21 protein-coding genes are annotated in these 25,282 nt (G+C 70.7%); 13 read left to right on the top strand and 8 right to left on the bottom strand.

The window, feature by feature from the left end; genetic code table 11:
• Nucleotides 1-47 precede the first annotated feature (47 nt).
• Both fdxA and ACJMNC_RS08705 read right to left on the bottom strand, forming a co-directional pair.
• Nucleotides 48-401 (bottom strand): ferredoxin, encoded by a 354-nt coding sequence (gene fdxA, locus ACJMNC_RS08710; RefSeq protein ID WP_408947546.1) that lies wholly within the window; start codon nt 399-401, stop codon nt 48-50.
• A gap of 22 nt (nt 402-423) precedes the next feature.
• A complete protein-coding gene (locus tag ACJMNC_RS08705) occupies nt 424-741 on the bottom strand; it encodes a DUF2249 domain-containing protein (RefSeq protein WP_408947545.1) in 318 nt (105 codons plus the stop codon).
• Nucleotides 742-932: 191 nt separating this feature from the next.
• Here ACJMNC_RS08705 and cysD point away from each other — a divergent pair, with 191 nt between their 5' ends.
• Both cysD and cysC read left to right on the top strand, forming a co-directional pair.
• Nucleotides 933-1,859 carry a sulfate adenylyltransferase subunit CysD gene (cysD, locus tag ACJMNC_RS08700; RefSeq protein ID WP_408947544.1) on the top strand — a complete coding sequence of 309 codons (927 nt, stop codon included), beginning with the start codon at nt 933-935 and terminating at the stop codon, nt 1,857-1,859.
• The gene (gene cysC / locus ACJMNC_RS08695) at nt 1,859-3,697 is read left to right on the top strand and encodes an adenylyl-sulfate kinase (RefSeq protein WP_408947543.1); all 1,839 of its coding nucleotides are present in this window, start codon (nt 1,859-1,861) and stop codon (nt 3,695-3,697) included. The genes cysD and cysC overlap by 1 nt, the downstream gene beginning before the upstream one ends.
• Nucleotides 3,698-3,789: 92 nt before the next feature.
• Here cysC and eccA read toward each other — a convergent pair whose 3' ends face one another.
• On the bottom strand, nt 3,790-5,535 hold the full coding sequence (gene eccA / locus ACJMNC_RS08690) for a type VII secretion AAA-ATPase EccA (RefSeq protein WP_408947542.1): 1,746 nt from the start codon (nt 5,533-5,535) through the stop codon (nt 3,790-3,792).
• A gap of 107 nt (nt 5,536-5,642) precedes the next feature.
• On the opposite strand from eccA, the gene ACJMNC_RS08685 reads away from it, so the two are divergent.
• Together ACJMNC_RS08685 and purL are read left to right on the top strand one after the other, a co-directional pair.
• A complete protein-coding gene (locus tag ACJMNC_RS08685; protein WP_408947541.1) occupies nt 5,643-5,921 on the top strand; it encodes a hypothetical protein in 279 nt (92 codons plus the stop codon).
• Nucleotides 5,922-5,995: 74 nt separating this feature from the next.
• A complete protein-coding gene (gene purL / locus ACJMNC_RS08680; protein WP_408947540.1) occupies nt 5,996-8,290 on the top strand; it encodes a phosphoribosylformylglycinamidine synthase subunit PurL in 2,295 nt (764 codons plus the stop codon).
• 28 nt (nt 8,291-8,318) lie between these two features.
• Here the strand turns inward: purL and ACJMNC_RS08675 are convergent, their stop codons facing one another.
• Nucleotides 8,319-9,164: a glycerophosphodiester phosphodiesterase family protein gene (locus ACJMNC_RS08675; RefSeq protein WP_408947539.1), complete on the bottom strand. Its 846-nt coding sequence runs from the start codon at nt 9,162-9,164 to the stop codon at nt 8,319-8,321.
• A 112-nt stretch (nt 9,165-9,276) separates the two neighbouring features.
• On the opposite strand from ACJMNC_RS08675, the gene ACJMNC_RS08670 reads away from it, so the two are divergent.
• A complete protein-coding gene (locus ACJMNC_RS08670) occupies nt 9,277-10,350 on the top strand; it encodes a diacylglycerol kinase (protein WP_408947538.1) in 1,074 nt (357 codons plus the stop codon).
• Nucleotides 10,351-10,388: 38 nt separating this feature from the next.
• On the opposite strand, the gene ACJMNC_RS08665 is transcribed toward ACJMNC_RS08670, so the two are convergent.
• Nucleotides 10,389-11,897, bottom strand: a complete 1,509-nt coding sequence (locus tag ACJMNC_RS08665) for a glutamate--cysteine ligase (protein WP_408947537.1) — start codon at nt 11,895-11,897, stop codon at nt 10,389-10,391.
• A 147-nt stretch (nt 11,898-12,044) separates the two neighbouring features.
• Nucleotides 12,045-12,905 (bottom strand): PHP domain-containing protein, encoded by an 861-nt coding sequence (locus ACJMNC_RS08660; RefSeq protein ID WP_408947536.1) that lies wholly within the window; start codon nt 12,903-12,905, stop codon nt 12,045-12,047.
• Nucleotides 12,906-12,960: 55 nt separating this feature from the next.
• Here ACJMNC_RS08660 and ACJMNC_RS08655 point away from each other — a divergent pair, with 55 nt between their 5' ends.
• The 3 genes from ACJMNC_RS08655 (at nt 12,961) to purM (ending at nt 16,215) form a co-directional block, all read left to right on the top strand.
• On the top strand, nt 12,961-13,362 hold the full coding sequence (locus ACJMNC_RS08655; protein WP_408947597.1) for a sterol carrier family protein: 402 nt from the start codon (nt 12,961-12,963) through the stop codon (nt 13,360-13,362).
• 68 nt (nt 13,363-13,430) lie between these two features.
• Nucleotides 13,431-14,987: an amidophosphoribosyltransferase gene (purF, locus tag ACJMNC_RS08650; protein ID WP_408947535.1), complete on the top strand. Its 1,557-nt coding sequence runs from the start codon at nt 13,431-13,433 to the stop codon at nt 14,985-14,987.
• A 130-nt stretch (nt 14,988-15,117) separates the two neighbouring features.
• Nucleotides 15,118-16,215, top strand: a complete 1,098-nt coding sequence (gene purM / locus ACJMNC_RS08645; RefSeq protein WP_408947534.1) for a phosphoribosylformylglycinamidine cyclo-ligase — start codon at nt 15,118-15,120, stop codon at nt 16,213-16,215.
• 191 nt (nt 16,216-16,406) lie between these two features.
• Here the strand turns inward: purM and ACJMNC_RS08640 are convergent, their stop codons facing one another.
• The gene (locus ACJMNC_RS08640) at nt 16,407-16,595 is read right to left on the bottom strand and encodes a DUF3073 domain-containing protein (protein ID WP_408947533.1); all 189 of its coding nucleotides are present in this window, start codon (nt 16,593-16,595) and stop codon (nt 16,407-16,409) included.
• Between the two features lie 152 nt (nt 16,596-16,747).
• Nucleotides 16,748-17,926 (bottom strand): YgfZ/GcvT domain-containing protein, encoded by a 1,179-nt coding sequence (locus tag ACJMNC_RS08635; RefSeq protein WP_408947532.1) that lies wholly within the window; start codon nt 17,924-17,926, stop codon nt 16,748-16,750.
• Nucleotides 17,927-18,002: 76 nt separating this feature from the next.
• On the opposite strand from ACJMNC_RS08635, the gene ACJMNC_RS08630 reads away from it, so the two are divergent.
• From ACJMNC_RS08630 to cydC, 5 genes are all read left to right on the top strand, one after another.
• A complete protein-coding gene (locus tag ACJMNC_RS08630) occupies nt 18,003-18,851 on the top strand; it encodes an aminodeoxychorismate lyase (protein ID WP_408947531.1) in 849 nt (282 codons plus the stop codon).
• 229 nt (nt 18,852-19,080) lie between these two features.
• The gene (locus tag ACJMNC_RS08625) at nt 19,081-20,652 is read left to right on the top strand and encodes a cytochrome ubiquinol oxidase subunit I (protein ID WP_408947530.1); all 1,572 of its coding nucleotides are present in this window, start codon (nt 19,081-19,083) and stop codon (nt 20,650-20,652) included.
• 12 nt (nt 20,653-20,664) lie between these two features.
• Nucleotides 20,665-21,810, top strand: coding sequence for a cytochrome d ubiquinol oxidase subunit II (gene cydB / locus ACJMNC_RS08620; RefSeq protein WP_408947529.1), 1,146 nt, complete (start codon nt 20,665-20,667; stop codon nt 21,808-21,810).
• A 6-nt stretch (nt 21,811-21,816) separates the two neighbouring features.
• Nucleotides 21,817-23,574, top strand: coding sequence for a thiol reductant ABC exporter subunit CydD (gene cydD / locus ACJMNC_RS08615; protein WP_408947528.1), 1,758 nt, complete (start codon nt 21,817-21,819; stop codon nt 23,572-23,574).
• Nucleotides 23,571-25,280, top strand: a complete 1,710-nt coding sequence (cydC, locus tag ACJMNC_RS08610; RefSeq protein ID WP_408947527.1) for a thiol reductant ABC exporter subunit CydC — start codon at nt 23,571-23,573, stop codon at nt 25,278-25,280. Before cydD ends, cydC begins: the two co-directional genes overlap by 4 nt.
• Nucleotides 25,281-25,282 lie beyond the last annotated feature (2 nt).

Here is a 25,282-nt window from a genome sequence, read left to right as displayed (position 1 = left end):
TCTAACCTAGCAAGTGCTTGGTTGGTAGGTCTGGGTCGAGCGGTCCGTCAGTCCGGCGGCGTCTCCTGCGGTTCGAGGGAAGCGACCAGGGGTGCATCGACCGGCAGCGGGCCGAGCTTGGCCGCACCGCCGGGTGAACCCAGCGGCCCGTCCCGTCCGGGGAGGTTCAGTGCGAAGAAGTCGGCGTTGTCGGTCTGGTAGGCCGCCCATTCGTCGGGCAGATCGTCCTCGTAGAAGATCGCCTCCACCGGGCAGACCGGTTCGCAGGCGCCGCAGTCCACGCACTCGTCGGGGTGGATGTACAGGCTGCGCCGCCCCTCGTAGATGCAGTCGACCGGGCACTCCTCCACGCAGGCGCGGTCCATCACGTCCACGCACGGCTGGCTGATGACGTAGGTCATGGATCCGCCTTCCGCCCGGGGCTCAGTCGTCGGCCAGGAGCTGTTGCGCCGAGTCCGGCGCCGCGGCCGGGTTGTCCGCCGGCGGGCCGTCGGGTGCGGCCGGCTCGGCCTCGGCGGTCTTGCCGATGCGGATCCGGTAGTCCTGGTGATCGCGGACCAGCGGCCGCCAGTCGTAGGCGCCGGCCCGGGTGGCCTCGAACTCGTCCTGCAGATGTTGTGGATAGTGGTCGTTGGTCAGGATCAGGGCGGCGCCCACCGGCAGTCCGTCGAAGGCGGTGAAGATCGTCGAATGCCGCTGCGGCTTGGGGATCTCCCGGACGTCCAGTTCGATGTCGGCCATGGTCGCGCGTCCTCTCAAATAAAAACTATTTCAACTCATTCAAATTCTAGGACTGCCGGGTGCCTGCGGCAACGGTGAGCGGCGGCACATGATCGCGGGCACGCCGTGATCGGCGCTGAGTGCGGTCGGCGCCGGTGCGGTGGGTTAGCGTTTAGGCAGTTTTCTCACGCCCACATCACGGAAGGCCGGGTATGTCTGACGGCAGAGCCGCGAGCGGCTACGAGTTGTCGAATCTGGATGCTCTCGAAGCCGAGTCGGTGCACATCTTGCGCGAGGTGGCGGCCACCTTCGAGCGGCCCGGCATGCTCTTCTCCGGCGGCAAGGACTCGGTGGTCATGTTCCACCTGGCGCGCAAGGCGTTCTGGCCGGCGCCCATGCCGTTTCCGCTGATGCACGTCGACACCGGCCACAACTTCGACGAGGTCATCGAGTACCGGGACCGGGTGGTGGCGCAGACCGGTGCGACCCTGCTCGTCTCGTCCGTGCAGGACGACATCGACGCCGGCCGGGTGGTCGAGCAGACCGGACCGGGCTCCTCCCGCAATCGCCTGCAGACGGCGGCGCTGCTGCGCGGCATCACCGAGAACCGCTTCGACGCGGTCTTCGGCGGGGCCCGGCGCGATGAGGAGAAGGCCCGCGCCAAAGAGCGCGTCTTCAGCTTCCGGGACTCCTTCGGCGCCTGGGATCCGCGCAACCAGCGTCCCGAGCTGTGGAACCTCTACAACGGCCGGCACCACAAGGGCGAGCACATCCGGGTCTTCCCGCTCAGCAACTGGACCGAGCTGGACATCTGGCAGTACATCGCCCGCGAGAACATCGAGCTGCCGCCCATCTACTACGCGCACGAGCGCGAGGTGGTCCCGCGCGACGGCATGCTGCTGGCCAAGACCCGGTTCCTCGAGACCTACCCGGGCGAGACCTCGCACACCGAACGGGTGCGCTTCCGCACCGTCGGCGATGCCACCTGCACCGGCTGCGTGGAGAGCGACGCAGACACGCCGGAGAAGGTGATCGAGGAGGTCTCGTCCACCCGGGTCACCGAACGCGGCGCCACCCGCGCCGACGACCGGATCTCCGAGGCCGGCATGGAAGACCGCAAGAAGGAGGGCTACTTCTGATGAGCGGAGAAATGCTGCGCATCGCCACCGCCGGCAGCGTCGACGACGGCAAGTCGACGCTGATCGGGCGGCTGCTGTTCGACTCCAAGTCGATCTTCACCGACCAGCTCGAGGCCATCGAACGCACCAGCGCCGGCCGCGGTGACGAGTTCGCGGACCTCTCGCTGCTCACCGACGGTCTGCGCGCCGAGCGCGAGCAGGGCATCACGATCGACGTCGCCTACCGGTACTTCTCCACCCCCACCCGCAAGTTCATCATCGCGGACTCGCCCGGGCACGTGCAGTACACCCGCAACATGGTGACCGGGGCGTCCACCGCCGACCTGGCGATCATCCTGGTCGACGCCCGCAAAGGGGTGCTCGAGCAGACCCGTAGGCACGCCTTCCTCTCCTCGCTGCTGGGGATCCCGCACCTGACGATCTGCGTCAACAAGATGGATCTGGTGGACTTCTCCGAGGAGCGCTTCACGCAGATCCGCGAGGAGTTCGAGGCCTTCGCCGCCAAACTCAACGTCACCGATCTGACCTTCATCCCGCTCTCGGCGCTGCGCGGCGACAACGTGGTCGAACGTTCCGAGCGCACCCCCTGGTACACCGGCCGGCCGCTGCTCGACCACCTCGACGAGGTGTACATCGCCTCGGACCGGAACCTGATCGACGCGCGCTTCCCGGTGCAGTACGTGATCCGGCCGCAGCGCAGCGACGGCTCCGACCACCGCTCGTACGCCGGCACCGTGGCCGGCGGCGTGTTCGCGGTCGGCGACAAGGTGGTGGTGCTGCCCAGCGGTTTCGGTACCACTATCAGCAGGATCTGGGGTCCCGGCGGCGCCGAACTCGACGAGGCCTTCGCCTCGATGGCCGTTTCGGTGGAGCTGGCCGACGAGATCGACATCGTGCGCGGCGACATGATCGTCCGGCCCAACAACCGGCCGCACGCCGACCGCGAGCTCGACGCCATGGTGTGCTGGTTCTCCGAGAGCACCCGGCTCCAGCCCGGCTCGACGTACCTCCTCAACTGCGGCACCCGGCAGACCCGGGTGAGGGTGTCCGGGCTGAACTACCGGCTCGACGTGAACACGCTGCACCGCGACGAGAACGCGAAGGCACTGGAACTCAACGAGATCGGGCGGGTGTCGCTGCACGCGCAGCAGACGCTGCTCTTCGACTCGTACCGGCGTAACCGGCAGACCGGCAGCTTCATCCTGATCGACGAGCAGACCGACGCGACGGTGGCCGCCGGCATGATCTCCGGTCCGGTGGCGCGCGACACCGACGTGGTGTGGCAGACCACCAAGGTCACCCGCGAGCAGCGCGCACACCGGGGTGCGACCATCTGGATGACCGGCCTGTCCGGCTCGGGGAAGTCCTCGCTCGCCGTGGAACTCGAGCGCCGGCTGGTGGCCGAGGGGCGGCCCGCCTATCTGCTCGACGGCGACAATCTGCGGCACGGCCTGAACTCGGACCTGGGATTCTCCGACGACGACCGGCGCGAGAACATCCGGCGCACCGCCGAGGTGGCGGCCCTGCTCGCCGATTCCGGTGCGGTGGTGCTGGTCTCGCTGATCAGTCCGTTCGCCGCCGAACGGCAGCGGGCGCGCGAGATCCACGAGGCGCAGGGGCTGCCGTTCTACGAGGTCTTCCTCGACACCCCGTTCGAGCAGTGCGAGGAACGCGACCCCAAGGGTCTGTACGCCAAGGCGCGCGCCGGTCAGATCCGCGACTTCACCGGCATCGACTCGCCCTACGAGCGTCCTGACCATGCGGACATCGTGGTCCGGCCGGAAGACGGCACACCGGCGCACACCGCCGAGGACATCCTCCGCAATCTGGGGCTCTGACCGGCGCGCGTCCCCGAAGTCGCATGATTTGGGCGACCTGACCGACCTCTACGGTCGGTCAGGTCGCCCAAGTTCTGGCGGTTGCGCCTGTTTCAGGCGGCACCGTGCAGGGCCGACAGCAGCCCGGCGCAGGCCGCCCGGACATCGGCGGCGGTGATCGTCATCAGCTCGGCCTCGGAGAGTCCGCCCAGCTCGCCGGCGGCGGCCAGCCGCAGCTCGCGCTCTTCCTCGGCGGCCTCGATCAGGTTCCGCACCAGCCGCCCGTTGCCGGCCGCGTCGGTGGCCCGGCGATCGCCCGCCGGGGAGGGAAGCACGGCCGCGTACAGCTCGGTGAAGACCGCCTCGAGTTCGGCGGCGGCCGGCGCGGTGAGCCGTGCATCGCGGCGATCGGCCAGAGCCTCGGCGATCCGGGTCAGCTCGGCCGGGGTGTACGAGGTGAACCGGATCCGCCGCGCGAACCGGGAGGCCAGCCCCTCGTTGGCCGCGAGCAGCCGGTCGATCTCGTCGTCGTAACCGGCCACGATCACCACCAGCCGTCCGCGATCGTTCTCCATCCGCGCCAGCAGCGTGTCGAGGGCCTCACGGCCGAAGGCGTCGCCGCCGGACAGCCCCTCCTGGATCAGCGTGTAGGCCTCGTCGATCAGCAGCACCCCGTCGAGTGCGGCATCGATCACCGCGTGGGTCTTGGGTGCGGTACTGCCCAGATGGGTGCCCACCAGATCGGCGCGGCTCGCCTCGATCACGGTGTCGGTGGCCAGCAGCCCGAGCGCCCGGTACAGCTTGGCGACGATCCGTGCGACCGTCGTCTTGCCCGTTCCGGGTGGCCCGGTGAACGCCAGGTGCAGACTGCGCTCACCGGCGCGCAGGCCGCGATCGGCCCGCACCCGGGCCAGCATCGCCGTCGACTGCAGCCGTGCCACCTGGGCTTTCACCGCCGACAGCCCCACCTGCTCGGCCAGTTCGCGTTCCACCTCGGCGAGCAGCGACTCGTCGGGGCCGCCGGCCGCGTCGCCGTCGGCCTCCCCGGCGCCGGGCTCCGGAGCCGGCTCGTCGCCCACGATCAGCCGGTAGCCGGGATCGGCCAGGGCCCTCGCCGCCTCGGTGAGACCGGGATCGAGGGCGTACGCCTCCTCGATGGCGGCGACGGCGGCGGCCTCGTCGCCCCGGCTGCGCAGCGCCATCCCGATGGTGAAGCAGGCCTGGGCGTGGGCATTGCTCAGCGGACCGCTGCGCACCCGCTCGAGCCGGCGGATGCCCTCGTCGAACAGGCCCGACTGCACGCAGGCGGTCCCGGCCAGCAGCTCGGCAGCGGTCGCAAGCACCGGGTCCGGCCACTGCGCCGCACCGGTCAGCGCCTCCAGCACCGCCGCCCAGTCCCGCTGCCGCAGCAGGACGGTCGCCATCGCGAAGACGGTCAGCGGCAGCTCCGGATCGGCCTCGCCCAAGACCGACCGCGCCGATTCCAGGTCGCCGCCGGCCACCAGGGAACAGGCGTAGGCGACGATCGCCTGATCGGCGTCGGCCACCGGATGGTCGACGAACATCCCGGTGGGCGCACGCCCGCACAGTAGTCCGGGCGGCAGTCCCAGCCGCCGCTGCTCGGCGCCGATGGTCGTGCGGGCGGTGTACAGGCCGAGCAGGGTCTCGCCGGAACCGTCACCGGCGGCCAGCCGGCCCAGCCAGGCATCGCCCATCGCCGGATCGGCACGGCAGGCGCGGTGGAAGGCGGCGAGCGCCGCCGCGGGCTGCGCCGCGGCCTCCTGGCCGTCCTCGGTGATGCCGAGCCGGACGATGCCGGCGTGGAAGAGTTCGCGCGCAAGGCGGCGCCGATCAGTCATGGTCCCCCCGAACCCCAGAGCTGTTGCCTGGCGACTGTAATTCATCCGGCGGACGCGTGAGGCCGGAATCGGTGCGCCGGATCCGCCGCCTGGGCGATACTCCGGACATGTCGTCCAGCGTCGCCGAGATCATCGTCGTCTCGCTCATCGTGATCGTGCTGAGCCTCGCTCCGCTGGGGCTGCTGATCCTGGCCCGGCGGAAGCAGAAGCGCGGCTCCTTCCCGGACATCGATCCAGGACTCGGCGGCTACGAGGCCTTCCCGGTGCGGGTCGCCCAGGACCATCCGGCGAACGGCCGCTCCGACAGCCTTATCGTCGACGACGATCCGGTCGAGCGGATCCGTGAGCGACGGCGCGCGGACGGGGACCGTCGGCCCTCGCCCTGAGCGACCCGGATCACCCCGCGCGGACGCCGACGGCGCGCGACGGGCACCGGGTGCGCTGACATAGACTGTCGGGTGTGAGCGCCCAGGTAGATACCGTTTCCCACGCCGCCGACACTCCCGACCAGCCGCAGCCCTATGTCGAGCTCGGTCTCAAGGACGACGAGTACGCCCGGATCCGCGAGATCCTGGGCCGTCGTCCCACCGACGCCGAACTGGCGATGTACTCGGTGATGTGGTCCGAGCACTGCAGTTACAAGTCGTCCAAGGTGCACCTGCGCTACTTCGGTGAGACCACCACCGACGAGATGCGGGCCGGAATGCTGGCCGGTATCGGCGAGAACGCCGGTGTGGTGGACGTGGGCGACGGCTGGGCGGTGACCTTCAAGGTCGAATCGCACAACCACCCGAGCTACGTCGAGCCCTATCAGGGTGCGGCGACCGGTGTGGGCGGCATCGTCCGCGACATCATGGCGATGGGCGCGCGGCCGATCGCGGTGATGGATCAGCTGCGCTTCGGTGCGGCCGATCACCCCGACACCCGGCGCGTGGTGGACGGCGTGGTGCGCGGCGTCGGCGGATACGGCAACTCACTGGGCCTGCCGAATATCGGCGGAGAGACCGTCTTCGACCCGAGCTACCAGGGCAATCCTCTGGTCAACGCCCTCTGCGCGGGTTTGCTGCGCACCGAGGACCTGCATCTGGCGTTCGCCTCCGGGGCGGGCAACAAGATCATCCTGTTCGGTGCGCGCACCGGCCTGGACGGCATCGGCGGAGTCTCGGTGCTCGCCTCCGAGACCTTCGACGACGACGGCAGCGCGGGGCCGTCGCGCAAGAAGCTGCCGAGTGTGCAGGTGGGCGACCCGTTCACCGAGAAGGTGCTCATCGAGTGCTGTCTGGACCTCTACCGCGAGAAGCTGGTCGTGGGCATCCAGGATCTCGGCGGCGCCGGACTGTCCTGCGCCACCAGCGAGCTGGCCGCCGCCGGTGACGGGGGCATGCACATCGACCTCGATGCGGTGCCGACCCGCGCCGAGGGGATGACCGCCGCCGAGGTGCTCTCGAGCGAGTCGCAGGAGCGCATGTGTGCGGTCGTCGCCCCGAAGGACGTGGACGCCTTCATGGCGGTCTGCCGTAAGTGGGACGTGCTGGCCACGGTGATCGGCGAGGTGACCGACGGCGAGCACCTGGTGATCGACTGGCACGGGGAGACCGTCGTCGACGTCCCGCCGCGCACCGTGGCCCACGAGGGCCCGGTCTACGAGCGGCCGGTGGCCCGGCCCGACGGCCAGGATGCGCTCATCGCCGGCACCACCGCGGCGCTGGCCCGGCCGGCCGGCGGCGACGAGCTGCGCGCGACCTTCCTCTCGCTGCTGGCGAGTCCGGCGCTGTGCAGCCGCAGGTTCATCACCGAGCAGTACGACCGATACGTGCGCGGCAACACCGTGCTCGCCGAGCACGCCGACTCCGGAGTGATCCGGATCGACGAGGAGACCGGCCGCGGTATCGCTATCGCCACCGATGCCTCCGGCCGCTACACCTTCCTGGACCCGTACCGCGGCGCGCAGCTCGCGCTGGCCGAGGCCTACCGCAACGTGGTCTCGTCGGGTTCGTCGCCGCGGGCGGTGACCAACTGCCTCAACTTCGGTTCGCCGGAGGACCCGGCGGTGATGTGGCAGTTCAGCCAGGCAGTGCGCGGGCTGGCCGACGGCTGCGCGCAACTGGGCATCCCGGTGACCGGCGGCAATGTGAGCTTCTACAACCAGACCGGCGCCACCGCGATCCTGCCGACCCCGGTGGTCGGCGTGCTCGGCGTGATCGACGACGTGGACCGGCGCGTGCCGACCGGTTTCGGCACCGAGCCGGGGGAGACGTTGATCCTGCTCGGTGAGACCCGCGACGAGTTCGACGGCTCGATCTGGGCGCAGGTGCAGCACGACCACCTCGGCGGGGTGCCGCCGCAGGTGGACCTCGATCACGAGAAGCTGCTCGGCGAGATCCTCGTCGCCGCCTCCCGGGACGGACTGATCTCGGCGGCGCACGACCTCTCCGAGGGCGGTCTGATCCAGGCGGCCGCCGAGTCGGCGCTGGCCGGCGAGACCGGTTGCCGGATCCTGCTTCCCGAGGACGCCGACCCGTTCGTCTGGCTGTTCTCCGAGTCGGCGGGCCGGATGCTGGTGGCCGTGCCGCGCACCGAGGAGTCGCGCTTCACCGCGATGCTCGGCGCCCGCGGGATGCCGTGGACGCGCATCGGAGTGGTGGACCAGGGCAGTGATTCGCTCGAGGTCCAGGACCAGTTCTCGATCACTCTGGACGAACTGCGCGAGGTGCACGAGGGCACCCTGCCGCGGCTCTTCGGCACCGCCGTCTGACCGTCCCGTCGCCGGGCCCGGCCGCCGCTCATCCGATGAGCTCGGCCAGACCCTGTGCATCGTCGGTGGTGAGCTGGCCGGTGCGCAGGCTCAGCAGCCGGTCGACGATCGGCAGCCAGCCGTGGTTCACCCGCCCGCCGAGCGTGTACGCGTCCACCAGCCGGCCGCGCTGCGCGAAGGCATCCACCAGGTCCACGCCCCGGTCGGCGGCGGTGAGCAGCAACGGCAGTTCGAGGTAGATGGTGCTCGCCCGCGGCGAGGCCAGGCAGGCCCGCTCCACGAATCCGGCGAAGTCGCCGGATCGCCGCACTGCGTCCGCCGCGCCGTGATGACACGGGTCGTAGCCGACCGCCATGGCCGGCACCGCGTCGGTGAGCACCTGGACCGCTCGGGCGTCGCCGCACGAGAGGATCAGGTGCGGCGCAATGGATTCGGTGGCCGCGACGAAGGCGGCGACGGCGGCCTCGTCGAGGGCTCGGGCATCCTGTTTGAAGTCCAGTTGCAGGACCGCGCCGGAGGCCGGAGGCCGGCGCGCGAAGAGCGGCGGGAGGTCGTCGAGCAGCTGGACGGTGGCCCGGGTGGGCTCGCCGTCGGCGTCGCGCAGGTGCAGGGTGCGCAGCCGGGCGGCCGAGGACCGGTGCACGCGGCCGCGGCCGTCGGTGGCCCCGCGCAGCGCATCGTCGTGCAGGATCGCGAAGCCCCGATCGCGGTGGATCCGCAGGTCCACCTCCACACTGGCCCCGGCGGTCATCCCCTCGGCGATCCGTGCGGCCGTGAACGGCACGTCGTCGGCGCGCCGGCGCGCTCGATGCCACTTGAGCCGCATCTGGTGTGCGCCCAGGCGCACGGCGATCGGGGCGGGGTCGGCGGGCATGCCCCGAACCTACCCCGGCGGCCGCCTATGGACGGGCGGTCCCGGGATCGGCGGGCGGCCCGGGCCGGTCGATCCCGGAGACAGCAATTAGAACGTGTTCTAGTGTGCAGGTATGACTCTGCGCGTCGTGGAATGGTCCACCGGAACTGTCGGCAAGCACGCCATCGCGGGGATCGATCGGCATCCCGACCTCGAACTGGTGGGGGTGTGGGTCTCCGATCCGGCCAAGGAGGGTGTGGACGCGGGCCGGCTGGCCGGCCTCGACCGGGACCTCGGGGTGATCGCCACCGCTGACCGCGACGCCCTGATCGCGCTGAAACCCGATGCCGTCGTGCACACCGCGATGACCGACGATCGGGTCGTCGAGGCGATCGGCGACCTCACCGCCTTTCTGGCGGCCGGCATCAACGTGGTCTCGTCGGGACCTGTCATCCTGCAGTACCCGTACGGCCTGCTGCCGGAGACCATGATCGACCCGATCGCCGCTGCGGCGACGGCGGGCGGGGCCACCCTGCACGTGAACGGCATCGACCCGGGCTTCGCCAACGATGTGCTGCCGCTGGCGATGACCAGTCTCTCGCAGCAGATCGACGAGGTCCGCTGTCAGGAGATCGCCGACTACTCGACCTACTACCAGCCGGTGGTGATGTCTCAGCTCTTCGGCTTCGGGCAGCCGCTGGACTTCCCGGCGGTGCTCTCCTCGCCCGGGGTGCTCGGGCTCGCCTGGGGGTCGGTGGTCCGCCAGATCGCCGCCGGGCTCGGCGTGGACCTCGACGGGGAACTGGTGGAGCGGGTGGAGAAGGTGCCCGCCGACCGCGACTATTCGACCGTCTCCTGCGAGATCCCGCAGGGCACGCTGGCCGCCCTGCACTTCGAGGTGGCCGGCCAGGTCGGCGGTGTGGACCGGGTGGTGCTCGAGCACTACACCCGCACTCACCCCGAGCAGTGTCCCGACTGGCCGTCGCCGAACGAGGGCGACGGCTGCTACCGGATCGTCGTCCGCGGCGAGCCGGAGATGACCGTGGAGTTCAGCCACCACGGCCGCCACGGCGACCACAACGTCTCCGGCATGATCGTCACCGCGCAGCGGCTGGTGAACTCGGTGCCCGCGGTGGTCGCCGCCGAACCGGGACTGCTCACCGCCCTGGACATGCCGCTGGTGACCGGTCGCGGCCTGGTCGGCTGATCGGGCGGCGGCGCGCGGCCGATTGCCGGCGAGGTCCGCTACAGCGGCCAGGTGTGCACCGGCTCGCCTTCGTGCATCAGGGTCACGTAGTCGGTGAGCATGCCGTGCAGCGCCCGGTCCCGGGACTCGCCGGCCTCCTCCCGGGCGGCCACCGCCCGGCGCTGCCAGACCGCGCCGGTCTGCCCGCTCACGCACCGCCCGGCGATGACGTCCAGGTACCGGGACTTGGCGGCCTCGGACACCCCGTACGAGGTCAGGCCGCGGTCGGCGACCTCGAGCAGCCGGCGCAGCACCAGCTCTCCGGGGCGCGCCCAGCCGATGTCGGGCCAGTACAGGCCGCCCTCGAAACCGTGCCGGGCGCCCAGGGACAGATTCTCCCGGGCCGCGTCGAAGGACATCTGCGACCAGAGCGGCCGGTCGGCCTCCACCAGGCCGCGCACCGTGCCGTAGTAGAAGGCGGCATTGGCCATGACGTCGACGACGCTCGGCCCGGCCGGCAGCACCCGGTTCTCCACCCGCAGATGCGCCCGCCCGTCGACCACGTCATAGACCGGCCGGTTCCACCGATACACGGTGCCGTTGTGCAGCCGCAGCTCGTCGAGAGCCGGGATCTCACCGTCGTCGAGGACGCTGAGCGGGTCGGTCTCGGAGGAGACGGGCAGCAGGGCCGGAAAGTAGCGGGTGTTCTCCTCGAAAAGGTCGAAGATACTGGTGATCCAGCGTTCGCCGAACCAGACCCGCGGCCGCACCCCCTGATTCTTCAGCTCCAGCGGCCGGGTGTCGGTGGCCTGCTCGAAGACCGGGATACGGGTTTCGTGCCAGAGCGCCTTCCCGGCCAGGAACGGCGAGTTCCCGGCGATGGCCACCTGCACCCCGGCGATCGCCTGGGCGGCGTTCCAATGATCGGCGAAGTCCTCCGGAGCCACCCGCAGGTGCAGTTGCAGCGAGGTGCACGCCGCCTCCGGGAGGATCGAGTCGGTGGTGGTGTGCAGCCGTTCGGCCGGGGCGTGCTCGGTCAGCGGCACACCGAGGATGTCGATTTCGATGTCCTCCCCGCGGGCGGCGAATATCTGCTCGTTGAGCAGGTCGTAGCGCGGGTTCGCCGAGATCCAGTGGTGGGCGAAGTGGCTGGTGCGCAGCGTCGGCAGCATGCCCACCATCACCAGATGATTGCCGGTGCCCGCCGCCGCGGCCTCGGCCTGGTTGAGCGAGCGGCGCAGCGCCTCCTCGAGTGTGACGGTGTCGCCGCCGACGAACGGCCGCGGGGAGACGTTGATCTCGATGTTGAACTGGCCGAGTTCGGTCTGATAGTCCGGATCGGCGATCGCCTCGAGGACCGCTGCATTGGCCATCGCCGGATTGGCGGCCCCGTCGATCAGGTTGAGCTCCACCTCCATCCCGAGCAGCGGCTCGGGCGGCCGGCCCTGATCGGTGAACAGCCCGTCGGCCAGCATCCGGGCGATCGCCTCGGTGCCGCGCGCGAGGCGCTCGCGGAAGCGGACCCGGTCCGCTCCGGTGAACTGCTGACGGCGCACGTCCTCGCCCATGCCTCGATGGTAGGGAAGATCCGGGGCGCTCAGCAGGCGCACGGCCGACACACAGTCGACAACCGTCGGAGAAAAAGGGGACAACCGTCGGAAAAATAGGGGGTCAACCGCCGGAAGAGGCTGAGGACCCGGCCGCGCCGAGTGCGGTCAGCGGCTGATCGGTGCGGTGACGCCGAGTTCGATGATCTGCTCGACCACCTCGTCGGCGGTGCGCTCCTGGCCGATCCGCAGCGTCTTGTTGGCGCCGTGATAGTCGCTCGAACCGGTGGTCAGCAGACCCAGCTCGGCGGCGATGCCGCGCAGTTCGGTGCGGGCGGCCTGGTCGTGATCGGGGTGGTCCACCTCCAGGCCACGCAAACCCAGCGGGACCAGGGAGGCGATCACCTCGGCGGTCAGCACGGCGGACGCCTGGCGGGCCCGCGGATGGGCGATCACCGGTACGCCGCCGGCGGCGGACACCATCGCGATCCCCTCGCGCAGCGAGGTCGAGCGCAGGGCCGCATAGAACGGCCCGTTCTCGTCGAGCAGTTCATCGAAGGCCTCGCCGACCGAGGTCACCGCACCGGCCTCCATGAGCGCCCGCGCGATGTGCGGCCGGGCGATGGCGCTCGGCCCGGCCAGCTCACGCACCCGTTGCAGCGTGATCGGATAGCCGCCGGCGATCAGGTTCTCGACGATCCGCTGTCCGCGACCGGCCCGCTCGTCGCGCATCCGCTGCCATTCCGCGGTGATCGCCGGATCGTGCTCGTCGAACAGGTAGCCGAGCAGGTGCACCGACACCAGTTCGCCGTCCGGCGCCGGATGCTTGGTGGAGAACTCGGTGCCCGGCAGCACCCGCAGCCCGGCCGGCACCGCGTCGCGGGCCACCGCCCAGCCGGCCGCGGTGTCGTGGTCGGTGAGCCCGACGGTGGTCAGCCCGGCGGCCAGTGCGGCCGCCAGCAGCTCGGGCACCGAATCGGTGCCGTCCGAGAAACTGGTGTGGGTGTGCAGGTCTGCTGTGCGGGTCACGCCCCAACCTTAAGTGTCGGGCGCGGCTGCGGGCGCTTTAGAATCGTCGATCGTGGTGACCCGTAAGACGATCGATCCGGCGCAGACCCGGTCGGCGGTGCTGGCGGTGGCCGACTGGCTGCACGACGAGAGCCGCCCGGCGCCGTCTCGTCCGGAACTGGCGGCCGCGGTGCGGCTGACGGTCCGCACCCTGGCCCAGGACGCGCCGGGGTCGACAGTGGAGGTGCGGGTGCCGCCGTTCGCGGCGGTGCAGTGCCTCGAAGGGGTCCGGCACACCCGCGGCACCCCGCCCAACGTGGTGGAGACCGATCCGCGGACCTGGCTGCTGCTGGCCACCGGCCTACTCGATCTGGACCAGGCGATCGACGATCATCGGGTCAGCGTTTCGGGCCACCGCGCGGCCGACATCGGGGCACTGCTGCCCATCGCCCGCATCACACCTTCCCGCGATGGTTAGGCAACAGCGCGAACTGTCCGTAAACTCGGCGGTACGCCCGTCTGGCCCGACGAAATCGGAGCGTCCTGGTGACTGACCTGTCGATTCACTCCCGCAACCTGCTGAACCTCGACGAACCCGAAAACGAACCTCGCGAAGAATGCGGTGTCTTCGGCGTCTGGGCGCCGGGGGAGGACGTCGCCAAGCTCGCCTATTACGGCCTCTACGCGCTGCAGCATCGCGGCCAGGAGGCCGCAGGCATCTCGGTGGGCGACGGCCGACAGGTGCTGGTGTTCAAGGATCTCGGACTGGTGAGCCAGGTCTTCGACGAGCAGACGCTGGCCTCGATGGTCGGGCACGTCGCCGTCGGACACTGCCGGTACTCCACCACCGGCTCCACCACCTGGGAGAACTCCCAGCCGATCTTCCGTCACACCGCCGCCGGCAACGGCGTCGCGCTGGGCCACAACGGCAACCTGGTGAACACCGCCGACCTCGCCGACCGCGCCCGGCAGCTCGGCATCTACGGCAGCTCCGAAGCCGCCACCTCCGACTCCGACGTGGTGGGCGCGCTGCTGGCCTACGAGGCCGCCGACAAGACCCTCGAGCAGGCGGCGCTGGAACTGCTGCCCTCGCTGCGCGGCGCCTTCTGCCTGACCTTCCAGGACGAGAACACCCTGTACGCCGCGCGCGACTCGCACGGTGTCCGGCCGCTCTCCCTCGGCCGGCTCGACCGCGGCTGGGTGGTGGCCTCGGAGACCGCGGCCCTCGACATCGTCGGCGCCTCCTTCGTCCGCGACATCGAACCCGGTGAGCTCCTGGCGATCGACGCCGACGGCGTGCGCAGCAGCCGCTTCGCCGAGCCGACCCCGCGGGGCTGCGTCTTCGAGTACGTGTACCTGGCCCGGCCGGACAGCGTCATCAACGGCCGCTCGGTGCATTCGACCCGGGTGGAGATCGGCCGGCGGCTGGCCCGCGAACAGCCCGCCGAGGGCGATCTGGTGATCCCGGTTCCCGAATCCGGCACCCCCGCCGCCGTCGGCTTCGCGCAGGAGTCCGGAATCCCGTACGGGCAGGGCCTGATGAAGAACGCCTATGTCGGCCGCACCTTCATCCAGCCCAGCCAGACCATCCGGCAGCTCGGCATCCGGCTCAAGCTCAATCCGCTGCGCGAGGTGATCCGCGGCAAACGCCTGGTGGTGGTCGACGACTCGATCGTCCGCGGCAACACCCAGCGCGCCCTGATCCGCATGCTGCGCGAGGCCGGCGCCGTCGAGGTGCACGTGCGCATCGCGTCCTCGCCGGTCCGCTGGCCGTGCTTCTACGGCATCGACTTCGCCTCTCCGGCCGAGCTCATCGCCAACGGCATGGAATCCGAGGAGGGCATGGTCGAGGGCGTCCGGCAGGCGATCGGCGCCGACTCGCTCGGTTACATCGGCATCGACGAGATGGTGGCCGCGACCGGCCAGGAGCGCTCCGCGCTGTGCGCGGCCTGCTTCGACGGGAACTACCCGATCGAACTGCCCACCGAGACCTCGATGGGCAAGGCGGTGCTCGAGACGATGATGAAGAACGCGGCCGCCGATGAGATGGTCGATCCGCTGAGCGTCACCAACGACAACGTCAGCGCCATCATGCGGCCGTGACCGTCGGCGCCGCCCGGAGCGGGACCGGCGCCGGACGGATCCGGGCGGCGATATCCGCCCGGGGTGCCTGCTCGGGTAGCGTAATGATGGTTTTCCATCGCTGGTCTTTCAATTCAGGAGTGCAATCGCCATGACGGACGGCTCTGCCGACAACCCCGCCGGCACCGCAGGGGGGGCCTCGTATGCGGCCGCCGGAGTGGACATCGACGCCGGTGAACGCGCTGTGGAGTTGTTCGCACCGCACGCCAAGCGGGCGACCCGTCCCGAGGTGATGGGCGGCCTCGGTGGATTCGCCGGACTGTTCGCCCTCAAGGGCGACTACCGCGAGCCGGTGCTGGCCGCCTCCAGCGACGGCGTCGGCACCAAGCTGGCCGTGGCGCAGGCGATGGGCGTTCACCACACCGTGGGCCGCGACCTGGTCGCGATGGTCGTCGACGACCTGGTGGTGTGCGGTGCCGAGCCGCTCTTCCTGCAGGACTACATCGCCGTCGGCAAGGTGGTCCCGGAGATGGTGGCCGATATCGTGCGCGGCATCGCCGACGGCTGCTACGACGCCGGGTGTGCGCTGCTCGGCGGCGAGACGGCCGAGCATCCGGGCCTGATGGAAGACGGCCACTACGACATCTCGGCCACCGGCGTGGGCGTGGTGGAGGCCGACTCGATCCTCGGACCGGACCGGGTGCGTCCGGGTGACGTGGTGATCGCGATGGGATCGTCGGGCCTGCACTCGAACGGCTACTCGCTGGCCCGCAAGGTGTTGCTGGACTGGGGCCACATGGATCTGTCCGGTCACGTCGAGGAGTTCGGCCGCACCCTCGGCGAGGAACTGCTCGAGCCGACCCGGATCTACGCCAAGGACTGCCTGGCGCTGGCCGCCGAGACGGAGGTGCGCACCTTTGCGCACGTCACCGGTGGCGGGCTGGCCGACAACCTGGCGCGGGTGCTTCCGGCCGGTCTGGAGGCCGAACTCGAGCGCGGCTCCTGGACGCCGGCCCCGGTGTTCTCGCTGATCGCCCAGCGCGGGCGGGTGGAGCGCCTGGAGATGGAGCGCACCTTCAACATGGGTGTCGGCATGGTGGCGATCGTGGCCCCCGAGGACACCGATCGCGCGCAGGCCGTGCTGACCGCGCGGCACGTGAACAACTGGGTGCTCGGCAGCGTCAAGCGCGGCGAGCAGGCCGGTGCCCCGGGCGCGGCCACCCTGGTCGGCGACCACGCGCGCTTCTGAGTCTCAGCGCATACTGCGGCAGGCCCGGGAGAGGTGATCGTCTCCGGGGTCGAGTCGTCTCTGCGACGGTGAGCTGTCTCTGCGACGGTGAGCTGTCTCTGCGGTGATCTGACGACGGGCACGGTCGCAGAAAACCCCACGCCCACCGCGTGGGTGGGCGCAGGGCTTTGCGAGCTTGTGCGCGGGCGGCGTCAGGCGCGCCGCCACTCCTCTTCGCTGCGCCAGCTGTCCTCATCCGACCAGTCGTCGGAAGCCGGGTACGACTTCCCGCTGTCGCCGGACAGCTCTCGCTGCAGGCTCTCGAGGTCTGTGTTCTGTGTGGAGTACTTCAGCTGGCGAGCAACCTTCGTCTGCTTCGCTTTTGCCCGGCCACGGCCCATGGGGGACCCCCTCGCACAATGACGGGGCGGCCAACGTCGTGGCGGCCCCGTTCGTCCATTAGTTATTTTCCTGGCCTCAGTCTACCGCGAATGCGCGGATTATGCCGCTCGGTACTCCTCTCCGCGCGCCCAGTGCGTTGACCAGCGGTTATCTACGACCTCAGGCGCTGCTGCGCGGCCCGGCCGGGAGGCACCTGATCGTCGGCGGTGTAGTAGCTCGCGTCGATCCGGGCGGCGACCGCGGCCGCCGGATCGTCGGCCGGTCCGGCCAGCAGCTCGGCGTCGACCGGCACCGACCGCTTGATCAGCGCCAGGGCGATCGGCCCGAGCTCGTGGTGGTCGATCACGGTGCCGACCCGGCCTACGGCGCGCCCGCCGGCGGTCACCGCGTCGCCGGTCGACGGGCGGCCCGCGGCGCTGCCGTCCAGGTGGAGCAGTACCAGCCGCCGCGGGGGCCGCCCGAGGTTGGCCACCCGCGCGACCGTCTCCTGCCCGCGGTAGCAGCCCTTGTCCAGGTGCACGGCGCCGAACTCGGCGGGCCCGCCGATCCAGTCGGCCTCGTGCGGAATGGCGCGCTCGTCCACGTCCAGGCCCAGCCGCGGCCGGGCGGCGGCCACCCGCAGCGCGTCGAAGGTCCACATGCCGGCCGGGGTGGCGCCGGCCTCGGTGAGCTCGGTCCACCACTGGCGCAGCTCGCTCTCGGGCACCACCAGGTCCACCACCGGCAGGGCGCGGTCCTCGCCGGTCGGCGGCATGATGCGCCAGAAGCCGAGCGGCTCCTCGTCGTGATGCATCTCGGGCAGCTCGGCGGCCGCATAGACGGGCGCGTCGGCCGGGATCTCGAGCAGCTCGGCGATCGGGCCGGTGCGCACCTGCGGTCCGATCAGGGTGAGCACCGCCAGGTCGGGACGGGCGGCCACGTCGACCTCGGCCCAGAAGATCATCTTGGTGAGGAAGTCGGTGAGCGCGGCGCCGCGGGCGTGCTCGGTGTCGACCCAGGCTATCTCGTCGACGTCGGTGAGCACGAAGTGGTCCTCGATCCGGCCGTTGCCGTCGAGGGAGAGCGCCTCGGCGCTGCGGCGGTCGGCCAGCTCGGTCAGGTGCTGGCTGCAGATGGTGTGCAGCCAGCTCAGCCGTTCGGCGCCGGCGACCTCGATGACGGCGCGGTCGCTGCGGTCGATGACCACCGCACCCCGGCCGGCTGCCCGCTGCTCGCCGAGTGGGTCGCCGTAATGCCAGGCCACGCCGGGGCTGGGATCGCCTTCGAGGGTGGGGATCGCGTCGGGGTGGGCGAGCAGGATCGGCGAACGCTGATCGGCGGTGTGCGACATACCCCGAGTCTACGAGGGGTCGCGCCCGTCGCCCAGGCCCGAACTCCGGGGGAGAGGTGGGGATAGGTTGGTCGGCATGATCCTGGTCTCCGCCGACGGCGCCGTGCGAGACCCGTCCCGGCCGCTGCTGTTCGCCGACGAGGCGGCGGCGCTGCGCGGCGACGGCGTCTTCGAGACCCTGCTGGTGCGCGACGGGCACCCGGGCAATCTGCGACGGCACCTGGATCGGCTGGCCGACGGAGCCGGGGTGCTGGAGCTGCCGCTGCCGCCGCCGTCGCTGCCGGCGGCGGTGGCCACGGCGGCACAGGTCTTCGCAGAGACGCAGCCGGGCGTGGAGGGGATGCTGCGGATCGTCCACGCGCGCGGCCGCGACGGCGTGCCGGACGGTCCGCCCACCTGCTACGTGATGGTGACCCCGGTGCCGCCGCGAGTGGCCGAGGTCCGGGCCGGCGGGGTCGCAGTGATCACCCTCGACCGCGGCCGCCGGCCGGAGACCGCCGCTGCGGCGCCGTGGCAGCTGGCCGGGATCAAGGCGCTGGCGTATGCGGAGAACACCGCGGCGCTGCGGCACGCCGCCCGGCTCGGTGCCGGCGATGCGATCTTCGTCGACCAGGACGGCGCGGTGCTCGAGGGTCCGCGGGCGAGCGTGGTCGTCGAACGCGACGGGGTGCTGCTGACGCCGCCGCGGACCGGCGGAATCCTTCCGGGGACCACTCAGGAAGCCGTTTTCGAGTTGGCCTCACAGGACCAAATACCCTGCTGTGAGCAACGACTCACCGTCGGCGATCTGTGGTCTGCGGAGGCGGTGTGGCTGGTGTCGTCGGTGACCCTGGCCGCCCGCGTGACCGCGATCGACGGGCGTCCGGCGACCGGTGCGCCGAGCGTGCCGGTACCGGCGTATGCCGAGCGTACGGCCCTGATCTGAGCGGCTCGTCCGGAGCGTCCGTCGTTTCGGGGAATTGTCCGGAAAGCGCGCGGGCGAGCGCTGATTGCGGTGAAGATGGAGACGGTCGATCCTGTGCGCAGCCCGCACAACTGCCTACCGTGATCGACCATTGCGCCAGGGGGTGTCCAAGGAATTGGATGCGTAGATCTCACGATCTCTACTACATTTCGTAGTACGACTAATCGTCATAGAAGGGCGGGTACCGCGCGTGGACGTCGTCGACATCTCACGGTGGCAATTCGGGATCACCACCGTCTACCACTTCATTCTGGTGCCGTTGACCATCGGTCTGGCACCGATGATCGCTGTCATGCAGACCGTCTGGCTGCGCACCGGCAACGAGGCCTGGCTTCGGGCCACCAAGTTCTTCGGCAAGATCTTCCTGATCAACTTCGCCCTCGGCGTCGCGACGGGCATCGTGCAGGAATTCCAGTTCGGCATGAACTGGAGCCAGTACAGCCGCTTCGTGGCCGACGTCTTCGGTGCGCCGCTGGCGATGGAGGGCCTGGTCGCGTTCTTCCTCGAATCCACGTTCCTCGGACTGTGGTTCTTCGGCTGGGACCGGCTCAACAAGAAGGTGCACCTGGCGTGCATCTGGCTGGTGGCGATCGGCGTCACCGCCTCGGCGTACTTCATCATCGCCGCCAACTCGTTCATGCAGCACCCGGTGGGCGTGGAGTGGAACGAGCAGCTGCAGCGTCCGCAGATGAACAACTTCCTCGCCGTGATCACCAACAACACCACCCTCGTGGCGTTCCCGCACGTGATCCTCGGTGCCTGGCTCACCGCGGCCACCGTCGTCGCCGTCATCTGCCTGTGGTGGCTGGCCCGCAACGGTTACCGGGCCAAGCAACTCGAGGCGGCCGCCGGCGACCAGAGCCTGGTGCCGGAGACCACCGCGCCGAGTCAGGTGAACGCCGACGCCGAACAGCTCCGCGAGGACAACCGCGTCCTCTGGCGGCCGGTGGCGTTGTTCTCCCTCTGGATGATCATCGCCTCGGGCATCGGGGTGATCGTCTCCGGCGACAGCCAGGGGCAGCTGATGTTCAAACAGCAGCCCATGAAGATGGCCGCCGCCGAATCGCTGTGCGAGACCGAGAAGGGCGCCGCGTTCTCCGTGCTGAGTATCGGCACGCAGAACAACTGCGACCACATCGACCACGTCATCATGATTCCCAACATGCTGTCGTTCCTGGCCGACCACACCTTCGACAGCGAGGTCAAGGGCGTCAACGATCTGCAGGCCGAGTACGAGCAGAAGTTCGCCGAGGCCGGCGTGGACATGAGCGGGCAGAACTTCTCGCCCAACCTGTTCGTCACCTACTGGAGCTTCCGCGCCATGATCACCTGGGCGCTCGGCTCGGTGTTGGTGGCAGTCGGCGGACTCTGGCTGCTGCGCAGGAAGCGCACCGAGGTGCCGCGCAAGGTGGCCACCGCGGCGCTCTGGCTGTTGCCCACCCCGTTCCTGGCCAACGCCTCCGGCTGGATCTTCACCGAGATGGGCCGCCAACCGTGGGTGGTGGTGCCCAACTGGGCCGATCCGGAGGAGGCCGACCCGTTCAAGATCCACATGCTGGTGCAGGACGGCGTGTCGTTCAACTCGGCCGGCACCGTGCTGTCCTCGCTGATCATCTTCACCCTGCTCTACGGCGCGCTGGGCGTGGCCTGGTTCATGCTCGAGCGCCGCTACGTGAGGGAGGGGCCGGCCGCCGCCGGTGACCCCGAACTGGCCGTCGACGACGAAGAGAGCGACGACAAACCGCTCTCCTTCGCGTACTAGGGAGGTACTGCCATGACTCTCGAGAACTTCTGGTTCATCCTGATCGCGGTGCTCTTCGTCGGGTACTTCGTACTGGAGGGCTTCGACTTCGGCGTCGGCATGCTGCTGCCCTTCCTGGGCCGGCGCGACCATCCGGACGGCGACAAGCGACGCCGGCTGATCATCAACACCATCGGCCCGGTGTGGGACGGCAACGAGGTATGGCTGATCACCGCCGGCGGCGCGCTGTTCGCGGCCTTCGGCGGCTGGTACGCCACCATGTTCTCCGGCTTCTACATCCCGCTCTTCTTGATCCTGCTGGCCCTGATCGTGCGGGTCTGCGCGATCGAATGGCGCGGCAAGATCAGCGACCCGAAGTGGCGGGCGTGGTGCGACGTGGGGATCGGGATCGGCTCCTGGGTGCCGGCGATCCTGTGGGGCGTGGCCTTCGCCAACATCCTGCGCGGTGTGCCGATCGAGATGGACGGCCCCAACCACGTCTACACCGGCGGCTTCTGGAACCTGCTCAATCCGTACGCGCTGCTCGGCGGCATCACCACCGCCGTGGTGTTCGCGACGCACGGTGCCATCTTCATCGCCCTCAAGACCAAGGGCGCCATGCGCGACGATGCCGCCCGCGCGGCCGCGGGCCTGTCGGTGCTCACCCTGGTGATCGCCGGTTCCTTCCTGCTGTGGACGCAGCTCGCCTACGGCAAGGACTGGACCTGGGCGATCACGGCCGTCGCTGCTCTCGGTGCGGTGTCCATGGTGGCGGCGGCGTTCGCCCGCCGGGAAGGCGTGGCCTTCGTCGCGAACTGCGTCGCCATCGCCGGCACCGTGGCGCTGCTCTTCGGCGCGCTGTTCCCCAACGTGATGGTCTCGTCGACCGACGAGGCCTTCAACCTGACCATCGAGAACACCTCGTCGAGCCACTACACGCTGGTGATCATGACCTGGACCGCGGTCATCATGACTCCGGTGGTGATCGCCTACCAGGCCTGGACCTACTGGGTGTTCCGCAAGCGGCTGTCCGTCGAGGACGTGCCCGACGCCCCGGCCGGTCTGCCGATGTCGGATGCCGTCCCCGCATCGGCAGCGGCCCCCGCCGCCCCGGCAGGCTCCGCGGCGGCCCGCGACGGCGGCGACGGCGACAGCGGATCGGATACCCTCGGCTCGTGATGTCCGGTGGCTGAGTCGACCCCTCCGTCCGGTTCGGCGGCGGCGGCTCAGGCGCCTCCGGACTCCGCGTCCCGCCGGCGACGGCCACCGCTCGACCCCCGGCTCCTCCGCTACTCGCGGTCCGCGCGCTGGTACGTGCTGCTGACCGCGGTCGGGCAGGCGGCGACGGTGGTGGCGATCATCGTCGCGGCCAGCGCCCTGGCCGGGCTGCTGGCCGAGATCATCACCGATCCCGAGCGCCGCTCCTTCGGAGCGCAGGCGGTGCATCTGTGGGTGCTCGGGGCGGCGCTGGCCACGCGTGCGGTGCTCAGCTACGTCGCCGACCGGTACGGGCATCGGGCCGCGCAGGCGTCGATCGCCCAGCTGCGGGCGCACGCCCTGCGAGCGCTCACCGATCCGGCGCGGACCGGCGCGCGCAGCCTGCTGGCCCGCCGCGAACGGGCGCTGACCGTCGCCCTGCGCGGGCTCGATTCACTCGCCGACTACTTCACCGGCTATCTGCCGGCACTGATCTCCACGGCGCTGATCACCCCGGTGGTGGTCGTGGTGATCGCCGTCGCCGACTGGCAGGCGGGGCTGATCGTGCTGATCACGCTGCCGCTGATCCCGGTGTTCATGGTGCTCATCGGTCTGGTCACCCGGGACCGCACCCAGCGCAAACTCGACTCGATGAGCGCCCTGACCGCGCAGCTGATGGACCTGCTGACCGGCTTGCCCACGCTCCGCGCGCTGGGCCGCGCGCAGGCACCGGCCGCCCAGGTGGGCCGGCTGGGGCAGAACCTGCGCACGCGGACCATGTCCGCGCTGCGGGTGGCCTTCCTCTCCGGGACGGCGCTGGAGCTGATCGCCACCTTGAGCGTGGCGCTGGTGGCGGTGAGCATCGGCCTGCGGCTGGTCTGGGGCGACATGTCCCTCTACGCGGGGGTGCTGGCCCTGATCCTGGCGCCCGAGGCCTACAACCCGCTGCGCCAGATCGGTGCGCAGTTCCACAACTCGGAGGACGGGATGACCGCCGCCGAGGAGATCCTGGGCCTGATCGACGACGACGCCGAGTCCACCGGCCCCGGATCCGGGACCGGGGCGGCGGATCTGTCGCGGGCGCACCTGCAGCTGTCCGGGATCGGCGTGCGCGGCCGGGACGGCTGGTCCCCGCGCGGACTGTCGGTCACCTTGCGGCCGGGGGAGCTGATCGTGCTGACCGGCCCCAACGGCAGCGGCAAATCCACGGCGATATCGGCGCTGCTGGGCCTGCAGCCGGTGGACGAGGGGAGTGTGCTGATCGGCGGGCGGCCGCTCGACGAGGTGGACGTCGACGCTCTGCGCCGGCAGTGCGCCTGGCTGCCGCAGTCTCCGGTGGTGATTCCCGGAACCGTCGCCGAGAATCTGGCCCTGTTCGGCCGGCCGGATCCGGAACGGCTGGAGAAGGGCTGTGCGGCGACCGGTTTCGATGAGGTGCTCGCCTCACTTCCGGACGGTGACCGGACTCCGCTGGGCGCCGGCGGCGCCGGGCTGTCGGCCGGGCAGCGGCAGCGCCTGGCGCTGACCCGGGTGCTCGCCGCACCGGCGCAGTTGCTGCTGCTCGACGAACCGACGGCTCACCTCGACGCGGTCAGCGAACAGCAGGTGCTCGCGGCCGTCGCGGAACGGGCGCGCGCCGGAGCGACGGTGCTGATGGTGGCCCACCATCTGCCCGCCGTCGGCATCGGCGACACGGTCGTCGAGGTGCACGGAGGTTCGGCGCCGGCACCGGAGGTGATCCGGTGAGCCTCGACACCCGGCCCGAGACGACCGCGGACCGCCCGCTGCGGCGGGTACTGGCCTTCGCCGGTCTCGGGGTGCGCCCGATGATTCTGCCGATCCTGCTCGGTGCGGCCGGGGCGCTCTCGGCGCTGGGACTGGCGGCGCTCTCGGCATGGCTGATCACCCGGGCCTGGCAGATGCCGCCGGTGCTGTACCTGTCGGTGGCCGTGACCGCCGTACGCGCGCTGGGCATCTCGCGCGCGCTGTTCCGATATCTGGAGCGCCTCGCCACCCATGATCTGGCACTGGGCATGATGGCCACGGCCCGCGAACGCATCTACCGGGCGCTGGCCTCCGGCGCCCCCGGGTATTCGGTGGGCCTGAGCCGGTCCGCGATGCTCGCGCGCACCGCCGACGACATCGACGAGGTGGGGGATGCGCTGATCCGCGGCCTGATCCCGATGGGCGTCGGCGCGGTCACCTCGCTGACCGCGGTGATCATCATGGCCGTCGTCTCCCAGTGGGCCGCAGTGGTTCTCGCGGCGGCGCTGCTGGTGTCCGGGGTGCTGGCGCCCTGGCTCGCGACCCGCGCTTCGGTGCGGCAGCTTGAGGCGGGTGCGCAGGCCCGCGAGCAGGTGGCGGCGGCGACCGGCACGCTGCTCTGGCACGGCCCGGAGCTGGTGGTGGCCGGCCGTCGCGACCGGCTGTTCGACGAACTGTCGGCCGCCGAGCATCGCCTGGCGCGGGCCACCGACCGCAGTGTGCGGCGGCAGGTGCTGGCGTCGTCGGCCACCCCGCTGGCACTCGGGGCGAGCGTGCTGGCGGCGGCGCTGATCGGTGTGCACCTGGCGTCGGGGGTGTCCGGCTCGCTGGCCGGGGTGTCCTCGGTCGACGGCGTGCTCACCCCGATGGCCCTGGGTATTCTGCTGCTCCTGCCGCTCTCGTCGTTCGAGACCACCGGGCCGCTCACGGAGGCCGGGATCGCGATGGAGAAGGGCCGGCAGGCCGCGGGCCGGGTGATGGCGCTGGTCGACGGTGCCGAAGGCTCCGGGGAGGTGACCGATCCGGCGATCGATCCGCGCCCGGCGACGCTGACCCTGTCCGGACTGCAGTGGGGCTGGGACCGCCCGCTCGGTCCGGCCGCCGGCGTCGACGACGTACTGGAACCGGGGGACCGGCTGACCGTGGTCGGCCCGAGCGGAGTGGGCAAGTCCACGCTGCTGCTGACCCTGGCCGGACTGCTGCCGCCGCTCGGCGGCACGGTGACCGCCGCGCACGACGACGGTGCGCCGGCCGATCTGCGGGCCGTCGGCTGCTACTTCGCCGAGGAGGCGCACGTCTTCTCCACCACGGTGCGGGAGAACCTGCTGGTGGCGCGCGGCGACGCCGACGAGCAGGCGCTGCACGGCGCCCTGGCGCAGGTGGGGCTGGCCGACTGGGTCGCCGCCCTGCCCGACGGTCTGGACACCCCGCTGACGGGCGGCGACGGAGCGCTCTCGGGCGGTCAGCGGCGCCGCCTGCTGCTGGCCCGCGCACTGCTCCACCCCGCGCCGATCGTGCTGCTCGACGAACCGACCGAGCATCTCTCCGCCGACGACGCGCGCTCGATGATGTCGCGCATCTGCGCCTCGGGTCCGGGCAGCCTCTTCGGCGCCGACCGCACCGTCGTCGTGGTGACGCACCAGCACGCCGACCTCGCCGCCCGAACCCTCGTCCTCCGCGCCGGTTGAGC

Source organism: Gordonia sp. VNK21 (genome assembly GCF_046098115.1).
In the GTDB taxonomy this organism is placed as follows: domain Bacteria; phylum Actinomycetota; class Actinomycetes; order Mycobacteriales; family Mycobacteriaceae; genus Gordonia.
Note: the sequence above shows the minus strand (reverse complement) of the source record. Positions and strands in the feature narration are given on the sequence as shown.

Coding starts and splice junctions, on each gene's coding strand:
- cysC (WP_408947543.1), top strand. CDS start 1,859: ATGAGCGGAGAAATGCTGCGCATCGCCACCGCCGGCAGCGTCGACGAC.
- ACJMNC_RS08635 (WP_408947532.1), bottom strand. CDS start 17,926: ATGTCGCACACCGCCGATCAGCGTTCGCCGATCCTGCTCGCCCACCCC.
- ACJMNC_RS08705 (WP_408947545.1), bottom strand. CDS start 741: ATGGCCGACATCGAACTGGACGTCCGGGAGATCCCCAAGCCGCAGCGG.
- fdxA (WP_408947546.1), bottom strand. CDS start 401: ATGACCTACGTCATCAGCCAGCCGTGCGTGGACGTGATGGACCGCGCC.
- ACJMNC_RS08685 (WP_408947541.1), top strand. CDS start 5,643: ATGTCGTCCAGCGTCGCCGAGATCATCGTCGTCTCGCTCATCGTGATC.
- ACJMNC_RS08640 (WP_408947533.1), bottom strand. CDS start 16,595: ATGGGCCGTGGCCGGGCAAAAGCGAAGCAGACGAAGGTTGCTCGCCAG.
- cydB (WP_408947529.1), top strand. CDS start 20,665: ATGACTCTCGAGAACTTCTGGTTCATCCTGATCGCGGTGCTCTTCGTC.
- eccA (WP_408947542.1), bottom strand. CDS start 5,535: ATGACTGATCGGCGCCGCCTTGCGCGCGAACTCTTCCACGCCGGCATC.
- cysD (WP_408947544.1), top strand. CDS start 933: ATGTCTGACGGCAGAGCCGCGAGCGGCTACGAGTTGTCGAATCTGGAT.
- ACJMNC_RS08665 (WP_408947537.1), bottom strand. CDS start 11,897: ATGGGCGAGGACGTGCGCCGTCAGCAGTTCACCGGAGCGGACCGGGTC.
- ACJMNC_RS08630 (WP_408947531.1), top strand. CDS start 18,003: ATGATCCTGGTCTCCGCCGACGGCGCCGTGCGAGACCCGTCCCGGCCG.
- purM (WP_408947534.1), top strand. CDS start 15,118: ATGACGGACGGCTCTGCCGACAACCCCGCCGGCACCGCAGGGGGGGCC.
- ACJMNC_RS08675 (WP_408947539.1), bottom strand. CDS start 9,164: ATGCCCGCCGACCCCGCCCCGATCGCCGTGCGCCTGGGCGCACACCAG.
- ACJMNC_RS08670 (WP_408947538.1), top strand. CDS start 9,277: ATGACTCTGCGCGTCGTGGAATGGTCCACCGGAACTGTCGGCAAGCAC.